The sequence below is a fragment of the Tenacibaculum sp. 190524A02b genome, from assembly GCF_964036645.1.
Classification (GTDB): domain Bacteria; phylum Bacteroidota; class Bacteroidia; order Flavobacteriales; family Flavobacteriaceae; genus Polaribacter; species Polaribacter vairaonense.
Window position 1 is genome coordinate 3427070 of sequence record NZ_OZ038525.1, and the last position, 24850, is coordinate 3451919.

20 protein-coding genes are annotated in these 24850 nt (G+C 28.1%); 3 read left to right on the top strand and 17 right to left on the bottom strand.

The window, feature by feature from the left end:
- Nucleotides 1–110: 110 nt before the first annotated feature.
- The 4 genes from ABNT65_RS13995 to ABNT65_RS14010 form a co-directional block, all read right to left on the bottom strand.
- Nucleotides 111–2849 (bottom strand): zinc-dependent metalloprotease, encoded by a 2739-nt coding sequence (locus ABNT65_RS13995; RefSeq protein WP_348746101.1) that lies wholly within the window; start codon nucleotides 2847–2849, stop codon nucleotides 111–113.
- A gap of 184 nt (nucleotides 2850–3033) precedes the next feature.
- Nucleotides 3034–3891 (bottom strand): T9SS type A sorting domain-containing protein, encoded by an 858-nt coding sequence (locus tag ABNT65_RS14000; RefSeq protein WP_348746102.1) that lies wholly within the window; start codon nucleotides 3889–3891, stop codon nucleotides 3034–3036.
- Between the two features lie 124 nt (nucleotides 3892–4015).
- Entirely contained in the window at nucleotides 4016–5017 is a 1002-nt protein-coding gene (locus ABNT65_RS14005; RefSeq protein WP_348746103.1) for a hypothetical protein, read from the bottom strand.
- A 121-nt stretch (nucleotides 5018–5138) separates the two neighbouring features.
- A complete protein-coding gene (locus ABNT65_RS14010; protein ID WP_348746104.1) occupies nucleotides 5139–5807 on the bottom strand; it encodes a T9SS type A sorting domain-containing protein in 669 nt (222 codons plus the stop codon).
- 179 nt (nucleotides 5808–5986) lie between these two features.
- Between ABNT65_RS14010 and ABNT65_RS14015 the strand changes: the two genes are divergently transcribed.
- Both ABNT65_RS14015 and ABNT65_RS14020 read left to right on the top strand, forming a co-directional pair.
- Nucleotides 5987–7870, top strand: coding sequence for a tetratricopeptide repeat protein (locus tag ABNT65_RS14015; protein WP_348746105.1), 1884 nt, complete (start codon nucleotides 5987–5989; stop codon nucleotides 7868–7870).
- A gap of 92 nt (nucleotides 7871–7962) precedes the next feature.
- Nucleotides 7963–8571: a response regulator transcription factor gene (locus ABNT65_RS14020; protein WP_348746106.1), complete on the top strand. Its 609-nt coding sequence runs from the start codon at nucleotides 7963–7965 to the stop codon at nucleotides 8569–8571.
- On the opposite strand, the gene ABNT65_RS14025 is transcribed toward ABNT65_RS14020, so the two are convergent.
- From ABNT65_RS14025 to rnpA, 11 genes are all read right to left on the bottom strand, one after another.
- Complete coding sequence (locus ABNT65_RS14025; RefSeq protein WP_348746107.1) at nucleotides 8564–9337, bottom strand: glycosyltransferase; 774 nt, start codon at nucleotides 9335–9337, stop codon at nucleotides 8564–8566. The genes ABNT65_RS14020 and ABNT65_RS14025 overlap by 8 nt on opposite strands.
- A 3-nt stretch (nucleotides 9338–9340) precedes the next feature.
- A complete protein-coding gene (locus tag ABNT65_RS14030; RefSeq protein ID WP_348746108.1) occupies nucleotides 9341–10696 on the bottom strand; it encodes an exopolysaccharide biosynthesis polyprenyl glycosylphosphotransferase in 1356 nt (451 codons plus the stop codon).
- Entirely contained in the window at nucleotides 10696–11814 is a 1119-nt protein-coding gene (locus ABNT65_RS14035; protein WP_348746109.1) for a glycosyltransferase, read from the bottom strand. Before ABNT65_RS14035 ends, ABNT65_RS14030 begins: the two co-directional genes overlap by 1 nt.
- Nucleotides 11807–12883, bottom strand: coding sequence for an O-antigen ligase family protein (locus tag ABNT65_RS14040; RefSeq protein ID WP_348746110.1), 1077 nt, complete (start codon nucleotides 12881–12883; stop codon nucleotides 11807–11809). Before ABNT65_RS14040 ends, ABNT65_RS14035 begins: the two co-directional genes overlap by 8 nt.
- A gap of 283 nt (nucleotides 12884–13166) precedes the next feature.
- Nucleotides 13167–14222: a hypothetical protein gene (locus ABNT65_RS14045; protein WP_348746111.1), complete on the bottom strand. Its 1056-nt coding sequence runs from the start codon at nucleotides 14220–14222 to the stop codon at nucleotides 13167–13169.
- Between the two features lie 25 nt (nucleotides 14223–14247).
- Nucleotides 14248–15297, bottom strand: coding sequence for a glycosyltransferase family 4 protein (locus ABNT65_RS14050; protein WP_348746112.1), 1050 nt, complete (start codon nucleotides 15295–15297; stop codon nucleotides 14248–14250).
- A gap of 6 nt (nucleotides 15298–15303) precedes the next feature.
- A complete protein-coding gene (locus ABNT65_RS14055; protein ID WP_348746113.1) occupies nucleotides 15304–16494 on the bottom strand; it encodes an MATE family efflux transporter in 1191 nt (396 codons plus the stop codon).
- Nucleotides 16495–16667: 173 nt separating this feature from the next.
- The gene (locus ABNT65_RS14060) at nucleotides 16668–17705 is read right to left on the bottom strand and encodes a hypothetical protein (RefSeq protein ID WP_348746114.1); all 1038 of its coding nucleotides are present in this window, start codon (nucleotides 17703–17705) and stop codon (nucleotides 16668–16670) included.
- A 3-nt stretch (nucleotides 17706–17708) separates the two neighbouring features.
- The gene (locus ABNT65_RS14065; protein ID WP_348703292.1) at nucleotides 17709–19391 is read right to left on the bottom strand and encodes a DUF6909 family protein; all 1683 of its coding nucleotides are present in this window, start codon (nucleotides 19389–19391) and stop codon (nucleotides 17709–17711) included.
- A 34-nt stretch (nucleotides 19392–19425) separates the two neighbouring features.
- A complete protein-coding gene (locus ABNT65_RS14070) occupies nucleotides 19426–21051 on the bottom strand; it encodes a S41 family peptidase (RefSeq protein ID WP_348703291.1) in 1626 nt (541 codons plus the stop codon).
- Nucleotides 21041–21424, bottom strand: coding sequence for a ribonuclease P protein component (gene rnpA / locus ABNT65_RS14075; RefSeq protein WP_348703290.1), 384 nt, complete (start codon nucleotides 21422–21424; stop codon nucleotides 21041–21043). The genes ABNT65_RS14070 and rnpA overlap by 11 nt, the downstream gene beginning before the upstream one ends.
- Nucleotides 21425–21501: 77 nt before the next feature.
- Between rnpA and ABNT65_RS14080 the strand changes: the two genes are divergently transcribed.
- Nucleotides 21502–22680: an acyl-CoA dehydrogenase family protein gene (locus tag ABNT65_RS14080; protein WP_348746115.1), complete on the top strand. Its 1179-nt coding sequence runs from the start codon at nucleotides 21502–21504 to the stop codon at nucleotides 22678–22680.
- Between the two features lie 58 nt (nucleotides 22681–22738).
- Here the strand turns inward: ABNT65_RS14080 and ABNT65_RS14085 are convergent, their stop codons facing one another.
- Both ABNT65_RS14085 and glpK read right to left on the bottom strand, forming a co-directional pair.
- Nucleotides 22739–23281 carry a pyridoxamine 5'-phosphate oxidase family protein gene (locus ABNT65_RS14085; RefSeq protein ID WP_348703288.1) on the bottom strand — a complete coding sequence of 181 codons (543 nt, stop codon included), beginning with the start codon at nucleotides 23279–23281 and terminating at the stop codon, nucleotides 22739–22741.
- 15 nt (nucleotides 23282–23296) lie between these two features.
- Nucleotides 23297–24781, bottom strand: a complete 1485-nt coding sequence (gene glpK / locus ABNT65_RS14090) for a glycerol kinase GlpK (protein WP_348746116.1) — start codon at nucleotides 24779–24781, stop codon at nucleotides 23297–23299.
- Between the last annotated feature and the right edge of the window lie 69 nt (nucleotides 24782–24850).

Consider the following 24850-nt stretch of genomic DNA (forward strand, 5'->3'; position numbering starts at 1 on the left):
AAACAATGTAAAAATTATCTTTTACTTTTTTTGAGAAGAAAAAGAACCTCCAACAGAAACAATAATCATTTCTATTAGAGGTATTGAAAATAAAAGTATTACAATAGCAATTATTGTTTAATTATTTTTTTATTAAAAATTTTATTGTCTACTGAAGTTATTCTTACTACATATATACCTTTTTTTAAGTTAGATAAACTTACTTTTCCTGAGTCCAATTTATTTAAACTAGAGACAATATTACCCCAAACATCTATCAATTTAAAATTAGACACTCTTTTATAATTACTTATAAAAACCTCTTTTTTAACAGGATTAGGATAAATTTCAAATCCTTCACTTGTCTGAGACTTTGAAAACTTATTAAGCTCATCTGTTTTTTTTACAAAATCTTGATTCAGTTTACTAGATAAAGTACAATTGTTTTCAAAATTACAGACATTATAATCTCCTATACTAGATATTTTAAAAGTATTTTTACCACCTGACACTATGGTATTAGGGCTAATTAAAATTTGATTGCTAGCTTTAAATAATTTGTTAGTATTATTAAAAACTGCCTTACAATTTAAATTTCCACTTATCTTAATATTAAAATCCTGATAAGAATCATATTCTATTGACTTACAAATATCCATAGTTGTTTTTTCTTCAAAAGCAAAACTAAAATTAGAGGTATCTGTTTGTAGAACATCATCCAATTTTAACATTCTATCATCTAAAATCAACTCATTAGTATTATGGTTGATTGAAAAGTTGCCTGAACAAAGAAAATCTATTGTATCTGGTGAATTAGCGTACATGTGATTTAAGTTCATTAATTCAAAGCCATCATTATTATCTTTTTTAAATAAATATAATCTTTCTTCTTTATACCCAGTTTTTCTGACAATGAAGAAATCTTCATTTATAAAACTAATTTCTCTAACCCCAAAATTAATCTCAATATCTTTAATCAAACTCCAACCTAAACCTTCTTTTTTGAAAACTTTTAAGTAACTACTTTTCTTAGGAACTGGCCTTCCAACCTCATCATTTCGTAGCTCCTCAACTACAAGATAATCTTTATAAGCACCTACTGTTAAAGTTTTCCCTGGCATAGGTGCACCAATATAATCATTTATGTAAGTACCAACTAGAGGTACAGAAAATTCTGAATTATAATATAATTTATTTCCTGAAGTACTTAAATCAAATTGTTTAAAAACACCTCTATTTACCTCTAAAAAGAAACTCTCATGACTCATTGAATAATTAATTTCATGATAACCAAAACTATCAGCAGCAATAAACCCTGTATAAAAACTATCAACATTAATTATAGTATTTGTCAGTTTATCAAATTTATAAACAGTAACAATCTGAGGAGTATTACTTCCAGAATGAAAATCCAAACTAGTAAAATAAATTCCTTTTTCATTTTTTATTATTTTATCTCTCATATTTCTTTTAATTGAATATTCCTTTACTAATGACCATTGTCCTTTAGATTTATTATAAATCTTAAAATTGTTACTTGATCCCATAGAAAAAACAAAAAACGTGTCGCTATCAACTATATGTACTTCTCCATAAACATTATCCAAAGCTTGTTTTTCTTGAAAATCCAGACAATTTCTCTCGTAAATTACAGTTCTTGAAAAACCAGCATTAAAGTAGGATACTATATATGTATTATCCTTAAAATCATTTTTAATGTTATGTACACCATAGTAGTGCTTATTGTAAGGGTCTGGTAACAAAAAACTTGGATCATAACAAGTTCTACAGAATAAATTAAAAGGAGGGTTATAACCTCCACCTCCAGAATTCGTAGGAGTTTCACAATAATTTTTTAAGTTTAAAACACTATTATTATATATAATAAATCTTTTGTCTTTTAAAACATCCCTCATTCGATTTTTTTGACCAATGGTAAAATTATTGTAACAATATTCTCTTTCTCTTTCCTGGTAATCCATATAATTTTGTACAACTGAACTAGATTTTCCATTACAATTATAACCTTTACATTCACCAGGAGCTATATTTTTGATACCACTTCTAGGTACATTATCAGTATCACAAATAAAATCACCTTGTAATTCACAATCAGTTTCATCGCACGAATTCCCTGACGAAATTTCCTGTGAAGAAAAGACATGAAATAAGCCCAACCAATGACCTACCTCATGAGACATAGTGTACTTATTTACTTCTGCGAAATCTATTACAACTCCATCTTTAACAGGTAAGTTTTGACTATATTTTGGTATTGGTGTCGAAGAATAACCTGCTAAATCATCATTTCCTTTGTAGTCTTTTAAATCAACTACCCATATATTTAAAAAACTATCTTCAGGAAATCCATTATCCATATGTTTCTTAATACTACTATCAACCTCAAGAAAATGCTTCTTAACATTACCAGACAGAACCATTGGTTGATAACTAGATTCTCCAAAAAACCTTTTAATACCAGTACTTTTTAATCCATAAATATTTTGTTTTGCTAAACAAAATCTCACTTTAGTATCTACTCCTTTTCCCTCTCCTGAATACCTTGTATTGAGGATGTCTATTTGATTTTGTATCACTGAACCATGAAGGTTAGCTCCTTGACCTAAACTATAATAAGCTGGATATACTAAATTAAAAACTACAGGAATATTAATAGTTTCCTCACTCTTATCTATCTGAAGTAAATTCTTCCTCTTGTTTATTATTTTATTCACCTCACCTCTTATACTTCCCTTCACTGATGAATCTAAACTATTTAAAGCATTTAAATACTGATCAGTTCCACATCTTTGTGAAAACATCTTATAACCAAAAAGTAATAAGATTATAAAAAATAGATTGTTTTTCATAAATTTTAATTTTGCTAAATTAAGTTTGTTTATTAGAAGACATTAATTAATTCTCTTCTAAAAAGCTCTCAACTTCATTTAAGTTGAGAGCTTTGTTTTTAATTAATGTTTCTATTTTTTTATTGGGCATAGCTTCCCAAACTAAACATTAATAAACCAAATACTAATACTACAAATTTCATAGCTAGTTTTTAATAAGCTTCTTTTTCAGAATTCCCCCATTCTTTAAAATAAACTGCATAACGTACATACCTTTTGGCAAGTTGCTTGTATTTATTTGATGCTCTCTTCCTTCTCCAAATTTTATTATTTTGTTTTGCATGGTTAACAATTGCCAGCTAACAATATTCTCAGTATTTGAAATATTTAATACTGTTGAAAAAGGATTTGGATATACTTTTACTTCTTCAACCTCATTAATTACAAAGCCTTCTATTTCTAGTGATGCAAAATTTTCTTTACCTCCAACTTTTCTAGCTATTGTGCAACCTTTAATAAAGGCTTTAAATTTAGACCCTGAAACTGATTTGAATCCTGGTTTCAGCATTACATTACTTCCTGCATTATAATTTGCAACTGCATTATTATGGATTATGTTAGTAGCATTTATGGTTGTTCCTGCAGAAAGGTTATGCGTTTGTCCTGAATTGATATTACTTACTACAGAAATAGTACTCATACAACTTGGTAAGTAGTTTACTATAATACTAAAGTTAAAAGAAAAACTTCCAAGTGATGTCCTAAAATGTACCGTACCAATGTAAGTATTTGTTATATTGATATTATACTGATTATTTCTAATAATTATTGGAATTACTTTTCTTTGGTACTTAGGCAATGTACCTGATGTTTGTGAAATATGTAAAGCCCCAGCTCCAGAAATGCTCCAAGTAGCATCAAGTCTCCCACTACTTATATCTACATAAACTATTCTAGTTTCTCCATATTTTACAGATACATTTTGATGGGCTGGAGTTGCTATCTGGGCAAACCCAACAAATTGCATGATAAATAAGAGTAAAAAAGCTATTATTTTTTTCATCGTTTTTTATTTAAGTTTTGACAATAAAACCCCAACCTAAACAATTTGTTTAAGTTTTTAAGGGTGGCAATTACTTATAAAGAAAACTTTTATAAGTAATTGCTTTAAATAAAAGATGATACTATTATTTAGTAGCTAACTTTTTCTCTAACGTTTTAATACGTTTTTCTTGCTCAATAGTGTATAAGGTAAGTTCTTCTATTTTCTGTAACAATAAGTTAGTCATTTCTTTTAAGTGCAATCCTTCTTCTTGAATTTTTGCTGCTGATGGAATGGCTGGTAAGTGGTGATTTTTTTTAGTAAATGCTTCTACTTCTTCTAAAGTTGGCATTTTATAATCTGCTTTTAAGGTAGATGCTCCTTCATAATACTTTTCAAAAACATAATCTGCTGGTATTTGCAAATCTACACGTACTTCTTTACTATGGATGGTACCATTAACCGTTAATTTTGAATCTGGACTTTTTGAACCAATACCAATATTACCTTCAGAATCTATTAAAAATCCTTCTCCAAAAGACTTAGTACTTTGATATATAGAAAATTTACTATTAACGCCTCCACCAACTCCATATCTCCAACTTTCTCCATTCCCATTAACTGCCTCACTTACAACTCCTCCTCCTGAAGTAGTTCTAGTTATTCTAGAAACAATAAAATCACTAGATTCAATATCTAATTTTCTCAATGGATTTCTTGTACCAATACCAATTTTTCCATCTACAATTACATCAGCATCTTTTGTAAAATAAACCTGTTTGCCCCAACTCCAATCTCCATCAATTTTTGGAGCGAAATGTAAACTTCCTGGATTATCACCTGGTGTATGTATTATCCAATCATTACCTCCTTCAAAAATAATGTCATTTTTAGCCTTTAAAAAACCTCCAACTGTAAGATCAACACGTGATATTAGATTTAAAGCAGAAACCGTTCCATTATTTTCAAACTTAATTTCTTTTGACCAATCCCAACTTCCATTAGTTTTAGGTGCTATATGCATTGAGGTTCTTCCATTATCTGGTGTGTGGAAAATCCAAGAGTTAGAGCCTCCACTTACTAAATCTTGTGCATTCATTGTAAAACATGCTACTAGTGCTACCGCACCTACAATTACTTTTTTCATAATGTTTAATTTTTAATAAATGTTTTAGTTATAATTTGTACTTTTATTTGTAATTTTTCTCGTTACAAAATTGCGGTTAATCTGTTTTTAAAAACATACCATAAACATGGTGTTTTTATGTTTATTTTTTTGAAATTATTTTTGTCAATACCTCTCCTGTTTCTGTGTACATTATTAGGTTGTATAAACCCTTGGGGTACTCTTCTAATGAGATAGCCTTACTTTTATTTAAATCAGGATTTGTTATCTCTGTTAATAAAAGCCCTACTGAATTGTATAACTGATAACGATTAATAATTATGTTTTCAGTAGAAATTGTAATACTACTTTCTGTAGGATTTGGATAAACAGTTACTTTTGAAGCAAACGGAGTGATTGGGTCTTTATCATCTCCTTTGTCTTTAATACCAATATTCGAAGGAGAATCATCACCTAATCCTATCCATATATCAAATTCATCTATATCCGTATTTTCTTCCGTTATATCTATTGCATGTTTTTCAAGAGGTATAATTTTTATAGTCCCTAAGCTATTTCCTTTTATCACAATACTTTTTCTAGCCGATAAAAAACCACTAATTTTAGTACCATTTTCATCTTCTGGTTTTATGGTAATAAAAACATCATCATTACAGTTTCCGAAGCTTATATTACAAACTTCTCCGTGTACTGGCTTACCACATTCCCATAGGAACTCTTTACAAATTTCATTTTGTTCGTTGTTGTTTTCCTGTGCATAAAAAGTCATACTGCATAGCAGTAAAAATGCACCTAGTTTTCTTGTTTTCATTCCCCCATGATTTAATACAAAGTTGCGATTAATATATTTTAAATAAAATACCATAAATATGGTATTTTTGAGAACACAAAACTAAACTTTATGTAAGAGTTAATTATATTTACACACTAATACTAACCAACAAAATTATTAACAAACAATACCTTATGAAATAGGTGTAAAATAGATAGATGAGAAATCGTTTTTTTTTAGTATTGGTGTTTTTAGCAACCTGTATTTACGCACAAAGTAATGACGAGTTTATAAGACTTCAACAAAAATTTGAACAAAATGAGTATAATAACCTAAACATTGCATATAAAATAGCTATAGAAGAAGTTTCTTTAGGTGAAAAATTACAAGACTCTACACTACTCATGCAATCTTATCATAATTTGGCTGTAATATATCTTCGTCAAAAAAAAATCAATAAGGTTTATGATTCATCAGAAAAATGTTTAACAATAGCTCAAAAACTAGACAACCCTGAATTTATAGCCAAATCGTATAATAAAATAGCAGTTGTTAAACGAAAAAAAGGAAATTATAAAGAGGCATTAACCTATCATAAAAAAGCAATAAGTATAGCAAATAAGAATGGATTTAATAACCTTAGTCACAAGATTACAAACAGTATAGCAAACTTATATAGTACCAACGGGGATTATAAAGAAGCGAAAAAGCTTATAAAAGAAAATCTAAAAAATAATAAAACAAATTTAATTAACCGTATTGCCACCTTTAGCATCTGGGGAGATATTTTAGATATTGAAAACAAAAAAGATAGTAGTATTTATTACTATACCAAAGCCCTTCTTTTATCAAAGAAAATAAAAAATAAGTATTACCAAAAAGTATTACATACGAATATTGCCTTCACCTATCTTGAGCTGAAACAATTAGTCAATGCAAAAAAACATATAGTAGCTGCCGAAACAATAGGAAAAGAAATTTTTAGCTATACAAACTTATTTCATATTAATATAGCCCTTGGTGTTTATTATGATAATACAAAAAAGTACACTAAGGCAATTAAAAAATATAAAAAAGCTATTGAAGAATACGGCTCTCATATAAGTAAATCTCAAAAATTAAAAGTATATGATCTTATTTACAGCGCTTATTATAGAAATAAGCAATTTAAAGAAACCTGTTTGTTTCAGGAAAAATTTATTCTCTTAAAAGACAGTTTATTTACGGAGAATAAAAATAAAGAGTTTGAACGCTTAAAAACGGAGTATGAAGTTGAGAAGAAAAACAGTAAAATTCAACTTTTAAAAAAGGAAAAAGCTTTGGAAAGCCAGCGTAAAAAATTGATTTTGATTATAGGTTTATTACTTTTAATCCCTGCCATATTAATAGCTTTCATGTATAGAAACCGAGTACAATCTCAAAAAACAATTAGAGCTAAAGAAGCTGAATTACATCAAAAAGAAAAAGAGCAGTTACAACAGCAACAAAGAATAAAACGTATTGAAGGTTATGTAGCTGGAGAAGAAAAAGAAAAAAATAGAATTGCTTTGGAATTACACGATGGTATTGGTGGACAACTTTCGGGCATTAAACATTATGCTACTTCTTTAGAGGATAGTAAAGAGAAAACGATACTTTTAAAAGATTTAAGCAATGTAACTAAAGAAGTTCGTTTATTATCACATAGCTTGAGTTCTAGCTATAGTATGCAACAACCTTTAACGGATTTATTACAAGTATTACAAGAGCAGTATAAAAATCATTTTAAAACTGAGATTTCTATTTATCCTGAGGAAGCTTTGCAAAAGGTTTCGGATAAAACGAAGCATTTTTTACACCGAACACTTCAGGAATTAATTAATAATATTTACAAGCATGCCAATGCGAATTTGGTCACTATTTCGTTAACTATTATTGATGATATTATTCTTATGATTGAAGATAATGGTATTGGTTTTGATACTTCTGTTAAAAGTAAAGGAATTGGTTTACATAATATTCAAGAACGTGTTGATAATTTACAGGGAGAACTTTCTATAGATAGTACTTCTGGACATGGAACAACTATTATTGTTAAAATACCTATTGGTTTAGTAAATTAAAATGATAAATATTTAGATATAATAATCTTTCGACTTCGTACAAGGTACGATTTGGATTATTGTACAAAGAATGAATATATAATAAAAATACTATGGAAAAAATAACAATCGTTTTAGTAGATGATCATACGTTGTTTTTAGAAGGTTTAAAAGCAGCTTTAAAACCATATAATTTCATTGAAATAGTTGCTACTTTTAATACAGCAAATAAAGCATTAAACTTTCTTAAAAAAGAAACTATTGATTTAGTGATTACAGATATCTCTATGCCTGAGTTGAATGGAATAGAGTTTATTAAAAAATTAAAAAAACAAAATTCTACTATCAAAGTAATTGCCATAAGCATGTTTAAACCTGTTCATTTTGAGGAAAATTTTTATGACGGGTATTTATTAAAAGATGCTGAAATTAAAACTCTAGTAAATGCTATTAAAAGTGTTGTTTATGAAGACACTTCTTATTTTAGCCCTTCGATTAGCTCTTCAAACGAATTAGCTTTTTCTTCTAAAATAGTTACCAAACGTGAAAAGGAAGTGATTAATTTAATTGCTCAGGAATTTACGGTTGATGAAATTGCTGAAGCTCTTTTTTTAAGTAGACATACTGTGGAAACTCATAAGAAAAATATTTTTCTAAAACTTCAGGTAAAGTCTAACGCTGGGTTGATTCAAAAGGCAATTCAGTTGGGAGTACTTAACTAATTCCCCATTTATTAAAATATTTAAAAGCTGAAGAAATATGGTATAAAAGTAGTTTTATTTTTTTTGAAGAGCCTTGTTTAAGATTATGATATACTTTTTCTTCTGGAAAATAGAGTTTCTTTTTTCCATACTTCTCTATTTTTTTACATATATCAATATCTTCCATGTATAAAAAATATCTTTCATCAAAACCATTTATAGCAATAAAATCCTCAGTTTTATACAATTGAAAACAACCTGTTAAATACTCTGGGTTAAAAGGTTTTGTTAAATCTCTATCATTATATTCTCCTTTCTTTATCGATTGTTCAAATAATGGTTTAAGAAAACCTAATCTCCTTATTAATAAATCGGAAATAGTCGGGTATTTCCTGCATGAAAATTGATGTTGTCCATCAGGAAATAGTACTCTAGGAGCTATCATTGCTACATCAGTATTTATCTTTAACTCTTCTATTAAATTGGGGAGAGCATCTTTTAAAAAAACAACATCTGGATTTAATATTAAATGATAATTAGATTTTTGTTTAATTCTCTCTATAACTTGATTATGTGCTTTACCAAATCCTAAGTTTCTCCTATTAGCTATATAAACTATTTCTTCTGAGTTAAATTTATTTTCAAAATCAGCAGTAAATGTATTGTCAACTAAAAATAGTCTTTTTGACAAAGGGATAGCTAAAAAGCTTTCAATAGTCTTTGTTAACTCTACTATATTTTCTTTGTAGAGTACTATAGATGCTGATATGATTACTTTGTTATTCAATATTTAATATGCCTTTTCTTCGCCAGTAAAAACATTAAAAAACGTTTGGAATACTATTTTTATATCTAGTGCCAACGACCAGTTCTCAATATAAAATATATCTAAACGTACTCTGTTTTCTATATCTGACTTTTTAATTATTTCTCCTCTATACCCACTTATTTGGGCTAGACCTGTAATTCCTGGTTTTACTTCTTTTCTTTTCATGTAATTTCTTACTTCTTTAGTAAATTTTGACGATTGTTCATTCATATGTGGCCTTGGCCCTACAACTGACATAGAACCCAAAAACACATTAAAAAATTGTGGAAATTCATCTAAACTAGTCTTCCTTAAAAAAGCTCCTATTTTAGTAACTCTACTATCATTTTTACTTGCATGTACTTTATCTGCCATATCATTTAAACGCATGGATCTAAACTTATAACAAACAAACTCACCTCCATGTAGCCCTTCTCTTTTTTGTTTAAAAATAGCTGGGCCTTTTGATTCTAATTTAATCAGAATAAATAACAAAGGATACAACCAAGACATTACAAAAATGCAAACAAGTGAAGAAAAAATAATATCAAAGATTCGTTTAATAATTCGATTTTCATTTAATTCAAAAGGCATTTTTTTCACCTTTAATATCATAGTTGCATCTCCATAATATTCAGCTACAGTATCTTTTTGATATAATTCATTAGAATTTGGAATCAATTTTACAATTCTATTATTTTTGGTTGCAAATTTTTTCACTTTTTTAAGATCACCCTTAACCATTTCTGTTAGAGAACAATATATTTCATCTACTTCATTTTCTAAAGTATAAGAAAAACTTTTCTTTAATGTTCCTAAGTACTCTTTATCATTATTCTTCGTATCTGAAAAAAAACCACAATATTGATATCCTAATTCTTTATTCATTTTAAATAAATCTATTAGCTTTTTTGCTGAACTATCGTTCCCTAAGACAATAACTTTTCTATAATTATTACCTAATCTTCTGTATTTTTTTAAAATAAAAACACCTAAAATTTTACTGACGCTTATAGATATAAAAAGAATTAATAATGTTTTGAATTGATTGTCAACTATAACTCCTTCTCTAAAAATAGAAAAATAGGTAAAAAACCCTAAAGCAAATATTAAAAATTGCCTTATTAATAAATTTACTATTCTCAAAAATGTAGTAAAACGAAAAACTTTATAAAAATTAGTAAATAATGAGGATGTAACCCAAAACAAAGATATATATCCTAAAAAATTTAGATTTAAGTATTCTTTATCTTTTACTAAAAAGACTACTAAATAAATTATTAGTAAATCAACCAACAAAAAGGCTATGTTTATATATTTTGAATATCTTTTTTTCATTATTTTTTTATTTTTCTATAAATATTTCTTAACAATTCTATATTATTTTCCATACTAAAATTTTTATCGAAAAAAACCTTTGAGTTCTTTCCCATTATATTTCTTCTTTTATCATCTTCATTCAACGATATTATTCCTCTAGCAATTTCATTAACATTTTCCTTAACAACAAAGCCATTAAATCCATCTTTAACTAAATCTTTATTCCCATCTACATCTGTAACCACACAAGGTTTTCCTAAGGCTATAGCTTCTATTACTGCATATGGCAAACCTTCATACCTAGATGTTGATATGTAAAGGTCAGATTTCCTTAAAATACCCAAGGCTTTATCTCTTTCCACCCACTCTATTAAAGTAACATTGTTATTTAATTCTTTTTCATTTATCATTTTTTTTACATTGTCTAATGATGGTGAATAAAATCCAACACCTAATATCACTAAATGAATATTTTTAACCTCTTTCTTTACTTCAAAAATAGTTTCTATCAAAAGTTCTGTGTTCTTTTGATAGGATGGTCTTCCTATTGTGCAAATATAATTTAACGGTAGTTTGTACTCAAAATTATCATGTAACCTAACGGAAACATTCTCTATTGAATTATTCCATAGAAGTACTTTTTCAATATTAAACCCTAAATCTTCTATTGTTCTTCGCTTTTCAGATTCTGAACAGCATAAAGTTTTAGATGGTAAAAATTTAAATATTTTTTCAATAAGTATATATACATTCCTCTTGATAGTTGAATCCGTACTTAAATAAGAATATGCGTGCGGTGTGTATAAAGTTGGAATTCCTAGATAAGCTCCAGCTAAACGCCCTAATATACCTGATTTTGCACTATGGCAGTGTATTACATCTGGTTTTTTATCTTTTACTATTCTTATTATCTCTTTTAAACATTGTAAATCATTAGAAGGGTTTATTTCTCTTTTTAAATTAACATGGTATTTCTCTATATCCTCGCCTAGGTTATTTTTTATTGGTATTATCTTTTCTTTTTTATTGCATATCATAACATTAGAAAAACTCTCTTTTTCTAAGAACTTAGAAAGCAACTGAATATAAACACCAACTCCTCCCACTGGTCTAGCAATATGTAATATCTTAATCATTGTGTTTAGCTTGTTTTTGACTCAAAAAAATTAAATAAAAAGTTATAAAAACAGAAATTCCTTTTTCTCTAACCAAAATAGATTCTGTCAACATTATTAATAAAAAAAAGAATAGAAATAAGCTAGAGTTAGGGTAAGAATTTTTAATAAAAAAAATGCTTAAATAGATAAAGTAAAGTAACCCAAAAACTCCCATACCTACTAAAAAATGTAAATATTGATTATGTGTGTTTATAGGATAAAAATGAATGTAACCATCTTTTTTTATTTTAGAAGAGATTTTGGTTGTTACATTTTGCATACCAATTCCTAAAAAAAAGTTTTTTTCAATCTCTTCAATAGTATATTTAGTTACTAGAAATCTCCTATACATATTTAACCATGAATTCCTAATTAGACTCTCTTTATCATCATTAATAATTGAAGTATAAATATCTTCTACCTGTTTAATACCTTTTTTAAATCTTGGTGTTTTTATTCCTAAAAAAATAGTACTAGAAAACAGTATTATCATTAGTAATGACCTCACCAATAATGAAGTGTTTAATTTTTTTAGAAAAAAAACAAATAAAATAAAAATACTTCCTAACAGTGAAATCCTTGCTCCAATATGAAATAATAATACAGTAAAAAAAATGTATATAAAAACATCTATTAAACTTGAAATATAATTATCCTTATTTAGGTTTAATATCAATATAAAACTACTTGCAACTCCAACTAACATTCCAAAATAAACATGAATCATTTCAATAGGTTCTGAAAAAAAAGTGTTAATCGGAAGTTTAGTTTTACCAAAAAAACTACTATAAATTAACATTAATATTGAACAAATTAAAACAGAACTTACAAACACTTTAACTAACTCATTGATATTAATATTGTATTTATATCTTTTTATTTTTAAAAATAATACTGGTATTAACAAAAAGTATAAAAATACATCTATTCCTATACCAAACGGAGGAAAAATAAGGTGGTTTATTAAAATAAAAATAAAAAATATAAGTACTAAAAACTCTGGCATCTTTTTATCATATCTTAACCCTTTTCTTTCTCTCTTAAACAAGTAGAAAAATATTAAAAGAGAGATTAAATAAACTTTAGCTAAAACACTAAATAAAACCAAAGAATATATAAAAAGGTAAAAAAAACTATAAAAAAAATCAACTTCTTTAATTTTTTCTTTTTTTAGCCTGTAAATCTGAAATAAAGTTAAAACTATAATTAGAGGAAGCGTAAGTACATTAGTTTGTACAAACGTAATAGAAGATAGAATAAACAAAAATAAAATGTTTAGGTCTTTTTTGAGATAAAATAAAAACTTAAAATTAAGCATAACTCGTTAATAATTAATTTTGAAATTTATCATAATATAATGCAAAATATATTATTGGGAAAAATCCCATTTTATGCCTTATAGCCGACCCCAAGTCTGGTTCAAAAACTCCCTGAACAATAAAAAAAGAAAATAAAATATAAAAAATCCATATCTCTTGGTTATTAAAAACTCCCTTTTTTAAACATCTTTCATATCTAATAAATAGTATTATGAAAATTAAAAGCTGCCAAAGTATAAAAGCTAAAATTTGAGGAGAAAAAATATGTTTTAAACCATTTACTGGTAAATTAACTGAAAAAAAACCATAGATAATACCAAAAGATTCTCCATACCAATATTCAGTATCAATTGGAGACATTATCATCGAATTACTTGCTTCTCCATTAATCCTTGAAAGATTATAACTTTCCCTTGTTTTATTTGATATAAACTGTCCTTTTATAATCCCATAACTTAAAGATATACATATTGCTGTTATTAATCCATACGCAATAGTTGCTATTCTTTTGTTCTTTATATTTATTTTACTTACTGCCCAAAAAATTAGAGATAAGAACGCTATAAGTATATAATATTCTCTGAAGAAAACACCAAAAAACACCAGCAACAATAACACCAAGAAAACGGTTTTTTTAAATCTAAATTTTTGATTCTTTAAAATTAAAACCACCATTGACAAATAAATGTAATTAATAAATTCTTTTGTAGGCATGCATAAAAAAACAGCAACCATAACAAAACTCAGATAAGTAATTATATTTTTTGCTGTGATTATATCAAATTTCTTAGGTACTCCAATTCTATATGTCAAATAAGTTACTATCGAATATTGAAACAGACCAATTATAGAAAAGTGTAAATTACCTATGCCTGTTAAACGATAAAACAGAATTGTAAAAGGGTAACTACCTACCCAACCTATCTCATTATACTTATCGAATAATATAGTTTCAGTATCAAAGAAAAAGCGTTCAGGCAAGAAAAAAAAACCCATCATTGCTATAACTCCGCCTATTAGAGACAAGAGTAAAAAAGTAAGTTTTGATTTATTAACGAAAAACTTCATAATAAAACCTAATGATTCAACATGTTTAATTAAATATTACTTGTTCAATTCTAATTGATATTTCAGCCCATGACAATTTTGTTCTTTTTAGCTTCAGTTTATTTTTAATATCATTTATTTTTTGATAATCATTAAATACTGTTCTTATCTTAGCTGCTAAATCCTCCTCATTTGGTTCACTCCAAAAACATTCATCCTTTTCTAGCTGTTCTGAAAAACCTCCTACATTTGTACAAATCATTGGTAATTCTGAAAATATCCCCAATGATATTACACCAGATTGAGTTGCTTCAGTATAAGGCAATACAAGTAAATCTGCCCAACTTAATAAATCTCCTATTTCTTTTTCAGTAAGATACTTATCAAGTATTTCTATTTTACTATGATCTATATATTTAACTTGGTAATTACTTTTACCAGCTATAATTAATTTATCATAATAACTTTCAGAAAGAATTGCACTATTCATTAATAACTCTATTCCTTTATACTTATCAATTCTTCCCAGAAAAAGAATATTTCTTGTTTCATTATATTTACTTTCCTTTTTTACAAACTCATTTTCAATTATTGGATGTGGGATTACATACCTCTTTTTATTAGATTCTATTTTATCTTCAACTATTTTTTTTACATAATTCGTTAAAAAAATATACTCAGAAGTATTTTTTAATCTAATATTAGAGAGTAATTGGGTAAAAAAATTCTTTTCTCCTTTATGTAAAACACCATCATGTACAGTAAAGACAACCTTTCTTTTAAAAAGCTTAAAAATAAAAATAAATAATATGTCCCAAAAATGCTTATAGGGTAAATAAAGTGTATGATAGTCTTTATAAATTCGAGGTAATAAAAATAAAACCCTTAAAGGTAAATAAAAAAATGTGCTTAAAACAAATGAAAACTTATTTGTATAAGTATAAAACTCGATTGAGTTTTTTATTCTCCTCTTAATAAACCTATTCTTAGATACTAATATATCATAATTATCACAATCAAAGTTAGATACTATATTCTCAGCATAAATTGGTAGAGAACCAGACCTTCCCAAAGATAAAATTAAGACCTTTTCCATTTTCAATTATTTTAAAAACACTTTTACTTTGTCCTTTCTATATATATAAAACGTTGATACTATATTCCAAAAAAACAAACTACAGCTAAAAGATATTGCAGCTCCTTTCATACCGTAAATAGGAATTAGAAAACGATTGAGTATAAAATTTATTACAACAGACATAATCAAAATATTTTGAAATGCTTTTTGCTTTCCTGTCATATTCAAATAAACTCCAACACTTCCAAAAACGGTACATATTCCCTGACTTACTACCATAATTATTAAAGCTTCTTTAGACTCTACATACTTTTCTCCAAACAAATAAAGAATTCTTTCACTAAAAAAAATTACAATAAGAATTAAAGGAAGTGATAACACTACTATCAATCTTGAGCTTTTCACTAAAAGTTTACTTAGTTTTTTAAAATCTTGACTCTTATAAAGCTCAGCTATTTTTGATGAAACATTTATATTAATAGTATTAATTATCATTGATAATATTAAAACAAATTTCACAGCTACACTATAATAAGCTACAACTTCATCCCCTTTATATTTTTTTAACAACATTACATCAATGCTTAATAATAAAAAAAAAGCCATATTACTTATCGCCATTGGATATGATGTTTTAAAAACTTCTCTATTAGAAATACGTCCTTTTTTAAAGGAAGTAAAGTTCATCCTCTTCATCTTAATAAAAAGCAAACCTGTTGAAATAATAGAGATAAAAACAAAACCATATAAAAACAATATAATTAACAACTCTTGTTTGTTAAATATTGAAAGTAAAATTGCACCTAAAAAAAAGGGGGCATACTTTATTATATTTCTAAATAACTCTGATAAAGAAACTAAATTAATTGCCCTAAAAAATTCTGTATTTAATATACTCAAACAATAGAAAAATAAGATTAAAGTACCATTTAAAATTAAAAAATACATGCTTGAATCTTGAAAAAATAAGTTGACATTTTTTTTTCCTAATATTATTAAAATAATAATAGGAAATAAGGTAGCTAAAAGAATTAACTTAATCATTGTATAATAAACCCCTTTTAAATCTTTAGATCTATTTACACTACTTAATTTTCCTGAAAAATATAAAATTGAATGGTCAGTTCCTAGCAGACAAATACTCCCAACTACAAGTAAAAAAGATCTAATAAAATCATATTTACCTACTAAACTAGCTGAGTAATTATTAGTCAAATATAAAGTTAAACCAAATAATAAACAAACACCTAAAACCCTAAAAAAAAGAACTATAACTGTTTGCTGTATTAATCTACCTTTAAACATTTTTATCTTTTTATAAATAATGAGAGTTCGCCCAATTAAAATCTATTAATATTTTGTATGAGATATCTATATACAATTAAATGTTAATTACTTTTTTTATAACCGTTAAGATACCTATTAAGCATCCCTCCCAATAAATATAAAATCATTACACCTAAAGCTAACAAAGCAACCTGAACAAATTTGTACTTAGAAACCCCTTTTATTTCATACCCTATTGGTTGAAAATTAGAGATTACGTTCACTACTTCAGACTTTTCTGATTTCTCTACGCTTACCGCTTTTAGTTCTTTATTAAGTTTTAAAGACGTTGAAAACAAATCCAGTTCTTTGTTATTTTGTTTACTATTTCCCAAATCTATATTTGTGCCTTGACTAACTGATTTCGCTTCTTCTAGTAGTACTTTTTTGTATAAATTATGTAACGAATCTGTTTGAGAAAGATTTTTCCTCAATAACTTATCCGTTCTGTTTAAGTTTTCATTCGTTAATTCTTTCAACTTATTGAAATAACTATTTTCTGTGATAGAAGAAATAATCACCTCATCTAACTTAGTAAACACGTCATTTTTAGTTGCTTTAACTTCAAGATTATGTACTTTATAATCGTATTTGGTAAATGATTTTTTAAAATCTAAAAACGTAAAACTCTTCGCTGTTAGTGTATCAATAGATAAAATTAGCTCGTCATAAGTAGTAACAATATCATTACTATTTTCAACAGGTTCTATTATAAACTTTTGTAAGGATTTTGCTTCTTCCTCATTGATATTAAATGTTTTTACTAATAAAGGAATATTTTCTTGCTTTACTAAGTTATTATAAAACTCAACATTATTATATAATTGTCTAGCACTATCAAAATTTGTTTGTACTAAAAGATTAGATCCATATTTTTTATCTTCTTTTACATCAATTATTAAACCTAAACCAGCTCCAATTACCATAGCTATTCCAAGTTTTAAAAAATTCTTTTTGAAAAAAAGAAGAATTAATATTAAAAAATGAAAAATTCCTACAAAGATTCCTCCAATAAAGTTGAAAAACTTAGTAAATCCTTTACCTATTAATACAAATAAGGAACCTAAATCTACTTCTTCTTCGTGTTTGTTAGCACTCATGTTCTAAAAAATTTGTTCTATTATTTTTTGTGTTATTGCATATGTTGGTGTTACTCCACTCATCCCTAAACCTCCTGAGGCTAAAGTTGCACCTGTTTCTAATGGATTATCAGATGCATAATAGGCATAACGCACTTTTACATTTTCAGAAATATTTCCTCTAATTCTTGAAGCAGATTGAATGGCTTTTTGATAATGAGCCCCTTCCATTTCTAGTCCTATAACGTTCCAAGTAGAATCATGGAAAAACTTTAATAAGTCTTTATTTTGTAAAGATGTTCCTAATACTGTAACCATAGCACCATCAAAAACCTGAACACCAAAACCTTCTAAATCTAATTTTGATAACTCATTACGGAAAGGATAATTATCTGCTGTTCCTTCGAAAATATGAGAAGACGGAATCATTATATCTCCTTTTCCTCCTTCTAAAATTCCAGCTTTACCCATTATAGAAATCGACTCTACGTTTAAATGAACCTTGCCTTCTTTAGTTTTATACGGCTTTAACAATTCATCCATTGTTTCATAAGCCTGCTCTCCAAAAGCATAGTCCATAACTATAATAACAGGGTCTTTATCTACAGAATTTATCTTACTAAAAGACGTAGAGCTTATATCAATTTTTTTAGTATCAATAATTTGTACATTAATGTTAGTTCCTGAGGTATCTTTTAAATAAATCAATCCGTTTTCAGAAGCATATTGTTTAACTTTTTTCTGTAAAGACTCACTATTTGAATTACTTAACAACTCAAACAAAGCAAAACCTTCGTGCTTTTTAGCTTCTGTTGGTAATGCGTTTTTAGCATAAACTGTATTCATTACACTATGCATATTGGCACTAATAATATGAATTGGTCTATTAATTAAATTATTTTGAACTAAGGTTTCTTTTATGTTGTTTGCCCAGATTTCTCCGTAAAAATGATGTCCTATTTCTTCAATTAAAACCGAACTAAATTTTATAGATCTTTTTTGGTCTAATAACACTTCATTGATTGCCAATTTGCCAAGCCAATAAATAAGATGTAAAAACCTATTAGGGTTCTCTTGTGATGCAAACGAATTATATACATCATAAACCTCATCATAGGTTCTACCTAAAATATTACCAAGATGAACTATTATTACATCTTTTTCTTCATCAGTAAGTGTTTTATTATGAAGCACCACTTCTTCTAAGTGCATCCATTCTCTAATAAACTTTGTTCCTGAACTACCAATAGAAACCCTATCTTTTATTTTATGAGATTCAATAAATAAAAAGGTAAGATGCGTAAGAATATCATAGATTTCAGATCGACCTCTTGTGATTTCAATATTCATTTGATCTTTATCTATTCGGTAACAGTTTCGTCTTCTTTTTGGGGGTACTATTGCCTTAAAACGTGAATTACGATATCCTTCATCAGCTGTTAAGTTGATAAACTGACATTCTTCAATTCCTTCAGGCAGTCTTTCTATCACATAAATCAACCCATTAAGTTCTGTTTTATCTTCTGCTATAGACCCATAAATTTCAGGACGCAATGCTAATAATGATTTCCTTAATGTTTCTCCAGAAACTCCCATTGGCTTATAAAATCCACGGCTAAATAAATGTCGCATAGATATATATAAACGCTCAATTGCATTTGTTGATTCTTGTGCTCTAGTTCTTTCTTTCTGGTTTGGTTTTGACATATATTTCAATCAAAAATTAAGTTATATAACTGTTTTATTTTTTAAGTATTGTGTTATACTTATTCTTGTTTTTTAATAAAGCTGTAGCTTTTTTAATTGTAACATCGTTTTTTAATTGATGTTTATACATTCCTTCTTTATAAAAAGAACGTTTAATAATTTCTTTTTCTATTTCATTTAAAAGTATTTCATCATTCTCTTCCAATTTTTTTATTTTAGCTTGTTTTAGCTTTCTCACAATACTTTTATAATCAGAATCAATTTCTACTTTTTCTTTTGATACTTTGTACGCTCTTTTAAAAATTCTTTCTTCTTTAGTTAGAAAAGTAGTATCAACTGTTAATAAATATGTTTTAAAATCTTCTAACTTTGGTTTTGTAAATTTAAATCTAAGTGAATCTACAACAGGTTTGGTCTTTAAATAATCTGTAACAAAATTAAATACTGCTCTTGATTTTAATAAATCTTTAATCGTTTTGTTTTTTTCAGCATGCTCCAAACTAACATCTGGAGTAACTCCTCCTCCATCATAAACTGGTCTCCCATTTTCTGTAGTAAACTTATTTATAACTCCTTCAGAAAAAGATGGAACTTTTCCTGTTTTAGCATCTCTATTAGCATAGTCTAACTCTTGAATACACCTTCCACTTGGCGTATAATACTTAGAAATAGTTACTTTCATTTGGGTGCCGTAGTTTAATTTAAAATAACGTTGTACTAAACCTTTACCAAAAGAACGATTCCCCATGACTACAGCCCTGTCATAATCTTGTAATGCTCCTGATACAATTTCTGAAGCTGAAGCAGATCTATCATCTATCAAAACCACCATTGGCATTTCAATATCCAATGGTTCTCTATTTGTTTTGTATGACCTACTATTCTTTTTTATTTTACCTCTAGTATCTACCACTTTTTTATCTCTAGGGATAAACAAATTCGTAATATTCACTGCATCTAAAAGAGAGCCTCCAGGATTGCTTCTTAAATCAAAAACTAGCTTTTTCATTCCTTGCTCTTTTAAATTTTTGATAGCCTTTCTAACCTCCTCGGTAGCTTTCATACTTGTAAACCTTGTTAATACCACATAACCAGTTTCTGCATCAATCATATCATAAAAAGGCACTGGGTTTACAACTACTTTATCTAACTTTAAATTAAAATTTAAATTTTTACTTCCTCTAACTACCTTTAAAGATATCTCCTTATTAGGTGTACCCTTTAGCATTTGTGATAATTGCTCTCTTTCTAAATCTTTCAGTTCTTGCCCATCAACATTAACAATAATATCACCAGCTTTTAAACCTGCTTTATCAGCAGAAAAACCTTTATAAATTTCTGATAAAATAATTCCTTTTTTGGTATAGTAAGAAAGTACTCCAATTCCTCCATATTCTCCTTCTCTTCTTATACGTGCATCTTCTACATCTTGCTCATTATAAAAATTAGTATATGGATCTAAGTTTTTAAGTGTATTCTTTATCGCTTTATCGGTTAAGTCTCCCGGATTAATTTCATCAATATAGTTTATATTTAACTCTTTAAAAAGGTTATTATAAATCTCTATCTGTTTTGCTATTTCAAAAAAACGAGATTGAAATGAAAAGAAAATGGTAATTACTACCAAACCAATAAGAGTAACTATATTTTTATTGTTCATTTGTCTTAATTTCATCTAAAAAAACTGCTATTATTTTCTTCATTTTGTGTTCAATATCTGCATATTCCCACTCATTCTTTGCAAGATAAGAAATCATAAACACATAGTGTTTATCTACTTCCGAATAAATAGTATGTTTTTCCTTACGGTAACTTTCTCTTAACAAGCGCTTGATTCTATTTCTATCAACAGCTTTTTTAAAATTACGTTTAGGTACTGAAACTCCGACTTGGACAGGGTAGTTAGATGTATGTTCCGCTTGAATATATACCATTCTTAGCGGAAAAACCTTGATGGATTTTCCTTCTTCATATAACTTGCCAATTAGCTTTCGGCTTTTTAATCGTTCTTCTTTTCCTAAAGTAAATTTCATAAAGTGCAAACATACGTAAAACCAAAATAAATAATCATTTTATTTAAGTATTTTTGAACAAATTCTGTACGAAAAATATGAAACCTGATTTATTCCAATCTCCAGATTACTACCAAATAGATGATTTACTGACCGATGAGCATAAGTTAGTACGAGACTCAGCACAAACTTGGGTTAAAAAAAACGTATCACCTATTATTGAAACGTATGCTCAAAAAGCACAATTCCCTGATCAACTCATTGGTGGATTGGCTGAAGTTGGCGCTTTTGGTTCTTATATTCCTACTGAATATGGTGGTGCTGGACTAGATCAAATTTCTTATGGCTTAATTATGCAAGAGCTAGAAAGAGGTGATAGCGGTATTCGTTCTACTGCTTCTGTGCAAACATCTTTAGTTATGGGGCCTATATATAACTATGGTAACGAAGCTCAGCGTAAAAAATATTTACCTAAACTTGCTTCTGGTGAATGGATTGGAAGTTTTGGATTAACAGAGCCTAATCATGGTTCAAACCCTGGTGGCATGGAAACCAAATTTAAAGACATGGGTGACCATTATTTATTAAATGGCGCTAAAATGTGGATTTCTAATGCACCTATTTGTAATCTTGCTGTGGTTTGGGCAAAAAACGAAGAAGGTAGAATTCACGGTTTAATTGTTGAACGTGGTATGGAAGGTTTTTCAACACCTGAAACTCATAACAAATGGTCTTTAAGGGCTTCTATTACTGGAGAATTAATTTTTGACAATGTAAAAGTACCTAAAGAAAATATTTTACCAAAAAAATCAGGACTTGGAGCTCCTTTACTATGTTTAGATGCTGCTCGTTATGGTATTGCATGGGGAGCTATTGGTGCAGCCATGGATTGTTATGACACTGCGTTGCGTTATGCAAAAGAGCGTACTCAGTTTGGTAAACCTATTGGTCAATTTCAATTACAGCAAAAAAAATTAGCTGAAATGATTACCGAAATTACCAAAGCACAACTTTTAGCTTGGCGTTTAGGAACGTTAAGAAATGAAGGGAAAGCTACTTCTGCACAAATTTCTATGGCTAAAAGAAATAATGTTGAAATGGCTCTAAATATTGCCAGAGAAGCAAGACAAGTTTTAGGTGCTATGGGAATATCTGGCGAATATTCTATTATGCGCCATGCCATGAATTTAGAAAGTGTAATTACTTATGAAGGTACTCATGATGTACATTTATTAATTACAGGTTTAGACATCACTGGATTAAATGCCTTTAAATAACATTTAAAAATTATTCATATCATTTCTAACTTTTTTCAAACAGAAATGATATGAATAGTTATTCTTGAAATTTGGTTTTCAAACCGTCAATACTGTGCTGGTTTCTTTCCTCCCAATATGTTTTGATTCCATCCTCTCCTTTCTTTTCTGCCCATTCATTTAACTGATTTCGTTCTCCTTTGTATTCGTAAAACGGAATAGACATTCCACAGGATGTCTGTACACTTTCTATGGTTACTACAAATATTTGGCGTGTCCCTGGTAATGTTGGAAATAAGTCAATATAATTAGACCATACTTCACTAGTTGGTAAAACCTCTTCAGCTTCTCCATATAATCTAACAATATTAGGAGCGCCTTCAAAAGCACAAAACATAATAGTTATTCTATTATTTGCTAACAAATGTGCAGAGGTTTCATTGCCACTTCCAGTAACACTTAACCATGCCACTTTATTCTCATCAAGTATTTTAAAAGTATCCATTCCTTTAGGAGAAAGATTTATTCTTCCTTCAGAAGCAGCGGTTGCGACAAAGAACATCTTTTGTTCTTTTATAAATTTTTGTACTCTTTGTGGTATGTTATCATAAAACTTTGCCATAGCTTATAATTAAATTTAATCTATCCAATCTTTTGTGCGTTCAACTGCTTTTTGCCATTTTTTATACAGTCTTTCTCTTTTTTCTTCAGAAAAATCTGGAGAAAATTGTTTGTCTATTCTTCTTCTTTCTATAATATCTTCTTTTTTCCATAACCCAACACAAATCCCTGCTAAATAAGCCGCTCCCATTACGGTAGTTTCAATAACTTCTGGTCTCTCAACAGATACATTTAGTATATTTGATTGAAACTGCATCAGTAAATTATTAACACAAGCTCCGCCATCTACTTTCAAAGATGTTAAGGCTATTTTACTATCTTTTTCCATCACCATTAGCACATCTTTTGTTTGATACGCTAACGATTCTAATGTTGCCTTTATTAAATGTTCTTTTCCAGTATCTCTGGTTAATCCAAAAACAGCGCCTCTTGCATACATATCCCAATAAGGAGCTCCTAAGCCAGCAAAAGCTGGTACTACGTATACTGGATTTTCTCCTTCTACCTTTTTAGCAAATTGCTCACTTTCTTTTGCATTCTTTATAATCTTCAATCCATCACGTAACCATTGAATGGCTGATCCGGCTACAAAAACACTTCCTTCTAATGCATAATATACTTTATTATCAATTCCCCAAGCTATAGTTGTTAATAATCCATTTTCAGAATACTCTATATTTTCTCCTGTATTTAATAACATAAAACACCCTGTACCATATGTGTTTTTAGCTTCTCCTTTTTGAAAACATGCCTGACCAAATAATGCCGCTTGTTGGTCTCCTGCTATACCTGATATAGGAATAGAAACTCCATTTAATTCAAAATTTCCAAAATGATACGAAGAAGGTTTCACCTCAGGCAACAATGCTAAAGGAATATCCAACGCCTTGAGAAGTTTAGCATCCCAAGATAATTTTTTAATATCATACAGCATTGTTCTTGATGCATTACTATAATCCGTTGCATGCACTTTACCATCTGTTAAATTCCATAACAACCAAGTATCAATGGTACCAAATAGTAAATTATCTTTTTCTGCTTCCTCCTTTGCTCCTTTTACATTTTTTAGAATCCAATGAATTTTTGTTGCAGAAAAATAACTATCAATCACCAACCCTGTTGTTTCCCTAACATAATTATCAAATCCATTATTTTTTAAATCTTCACAAATAGCTGCTGTTCTCTTATCTTGCCAAACAATAGCATTATATATTGGTTTTCCTGTTTTTTTATTCCAAACTACCGTAGTTTCTCTTTGGTTGGTTATACCAATACCCGCAATCTCATTAGCTTCTATTTTTGATTTTTCTAGTACTTTTTTTAAAGTAGTTAATTGTGTTTCTAAAATTTCTTCTGCCTCATGTTCCACCCAACCAGATTCGGGAAATATTTGTGTAAACTCTAGTTGTTCCATAGCTACAATTTCTCCTTTCTCATTAATAATTACAGTTCTTGAACTCGTAGTTCCTTGATCTAAAGCTATAATGTACTTTTTCGGCATTTAGTTAATTTTAAAAACAGCAATTTACAACATCCTATTTAATAAAAAAACCTCTCAATGTTAACTGAG

What these genes read in the sequence shown, in the direction of transcription:
- ABNT65_RS13995 (WP_348746101.1), bottom strand. Translation starts at nt 2,849, where the DNA reads ATGAAAAACAATCTATTTTTTATAATCTTATTACTTTTTGGTTATAAG.
- ABNT65_RS14000 (WP_348746102.1), bottom strand. Translation starts at nt 3,891, where the DNA reads ATGAAAAAAATAATAGCTTTTTTACTCTTATTTATCATGCAATTTGTT.
- ABNT65_RS14005 (WP_348746103.1), bottom strand. Translation starts at nt 5,017, where the DNA reads ATGAAAAAAGTAATTGTAGGTGCGGTAGCACTAGTAGCATGTTTTACA.
- ABNT65_RS14010 (WP_348746104.1), bottom strand. Translation starts at nt 5,807, where the DNA reads ATGAAAACAAGAAAACTAGGTGCATTTTTACTGCTATGCAGTATGACT.
- ABNT65_RS14015 (WP_348746105.1), top strand. Translation starts at nt 5,987, where the DNA reads ATGAGAAATCGTTTTTTTTTAGTATTGGTGTTTTTAGCAACCTGTATT.
- ABNT65_RS14020 (WP_348746106.1), top strand. Translation starts at nt 7,963, where the DNA reads ATGGAAAAAATAACAATCGTTTTAGTAGATGATCATACGTTGTTTTTA.
- ABNT65_RS14030 (WP_348746108.1), bottom strand. Translation starts at nt 10,696, where the DNA reads ATGAAAAAAAGATATTCAAAATATATAAACATAGCCTTTTTGTTGGTT.
- ABNT65_RS14035 (WP_348746109.1), bottom strand. Translation starts at nt 11,814, where the DNA reads ATGATTAAGATATTACATATTGCTAGACCAGTGGGAGGAGTTGGTGTT.
- ABNT65_RS14045 (WP_348746111.1), bottom strand. Translation starts at nt 14,222, where the DNA reads ATGAAGTTTTTCGTTAATAAATCAAAACTTACTTTTTTACTCTTGTCT.
- ABNT65_RS14050 (WP_348746112.1), bottom strand. Translation starts at nt 15,297, where the DNA reads ATGGAAAAGGTCTTAATTTTATCTTTGGGAAGGTCTGGTTCTCTACCA.
- ABNT65_RS14060 (WP_348746114.1), bottom strand. Translation starts at nt 17,705, where the DNA reads ATGAGTGCTAACAAACACGAAGAAGAAGTAGATTTAGGTTCCTTATTT.
- ABNT65_RS14065 (WP_348703292.1), bottom strand. Translation starts at nt 19,391, where the DNA reads ATGTCAAAACCAAACCAGAAAGAAAGAACTAGAGCACAAGAATCAACA.
- ABNT65_RS14070 (WP_348703291.1), bottom strand. Translation starts at nt 21,051, where the DNA reads ATGAACAATAAAAATATAGTTACTCTTATTGGTTTGGTAGTAATTACC.
- rnpA (WP_348703290.1), bottom strand. Translation starts at nt 21,424, where the DNA reads ATGAAATTTACTTTAGGAAAAGAAGAACGATTAAAAAGCCGAAAGCTA.
- ABNT65_RS14080 (WP_348746115.1), top strand. Translation starts at nt 21,502, where the DNA reads ATGAAACCTGATTTATTCCAATCTCCAGATTACTACCAAATAGATGAT.
- ABNT65_RS14085 (WP_348703288.1), bottom strand. Translation starts at nt 23,281, where the DNA reads ATGGCAAAGTTTTATGATAACATACCACAAAGAGTACAAAAATTTATA.
- glpK (WP_348746116.1), bottom strand. Translation starts at nt 24,781, where the DNA reads ATGCCGAAAAAGTACATTATAGCTTTAGATCAAGGAACTACGAGTTCA.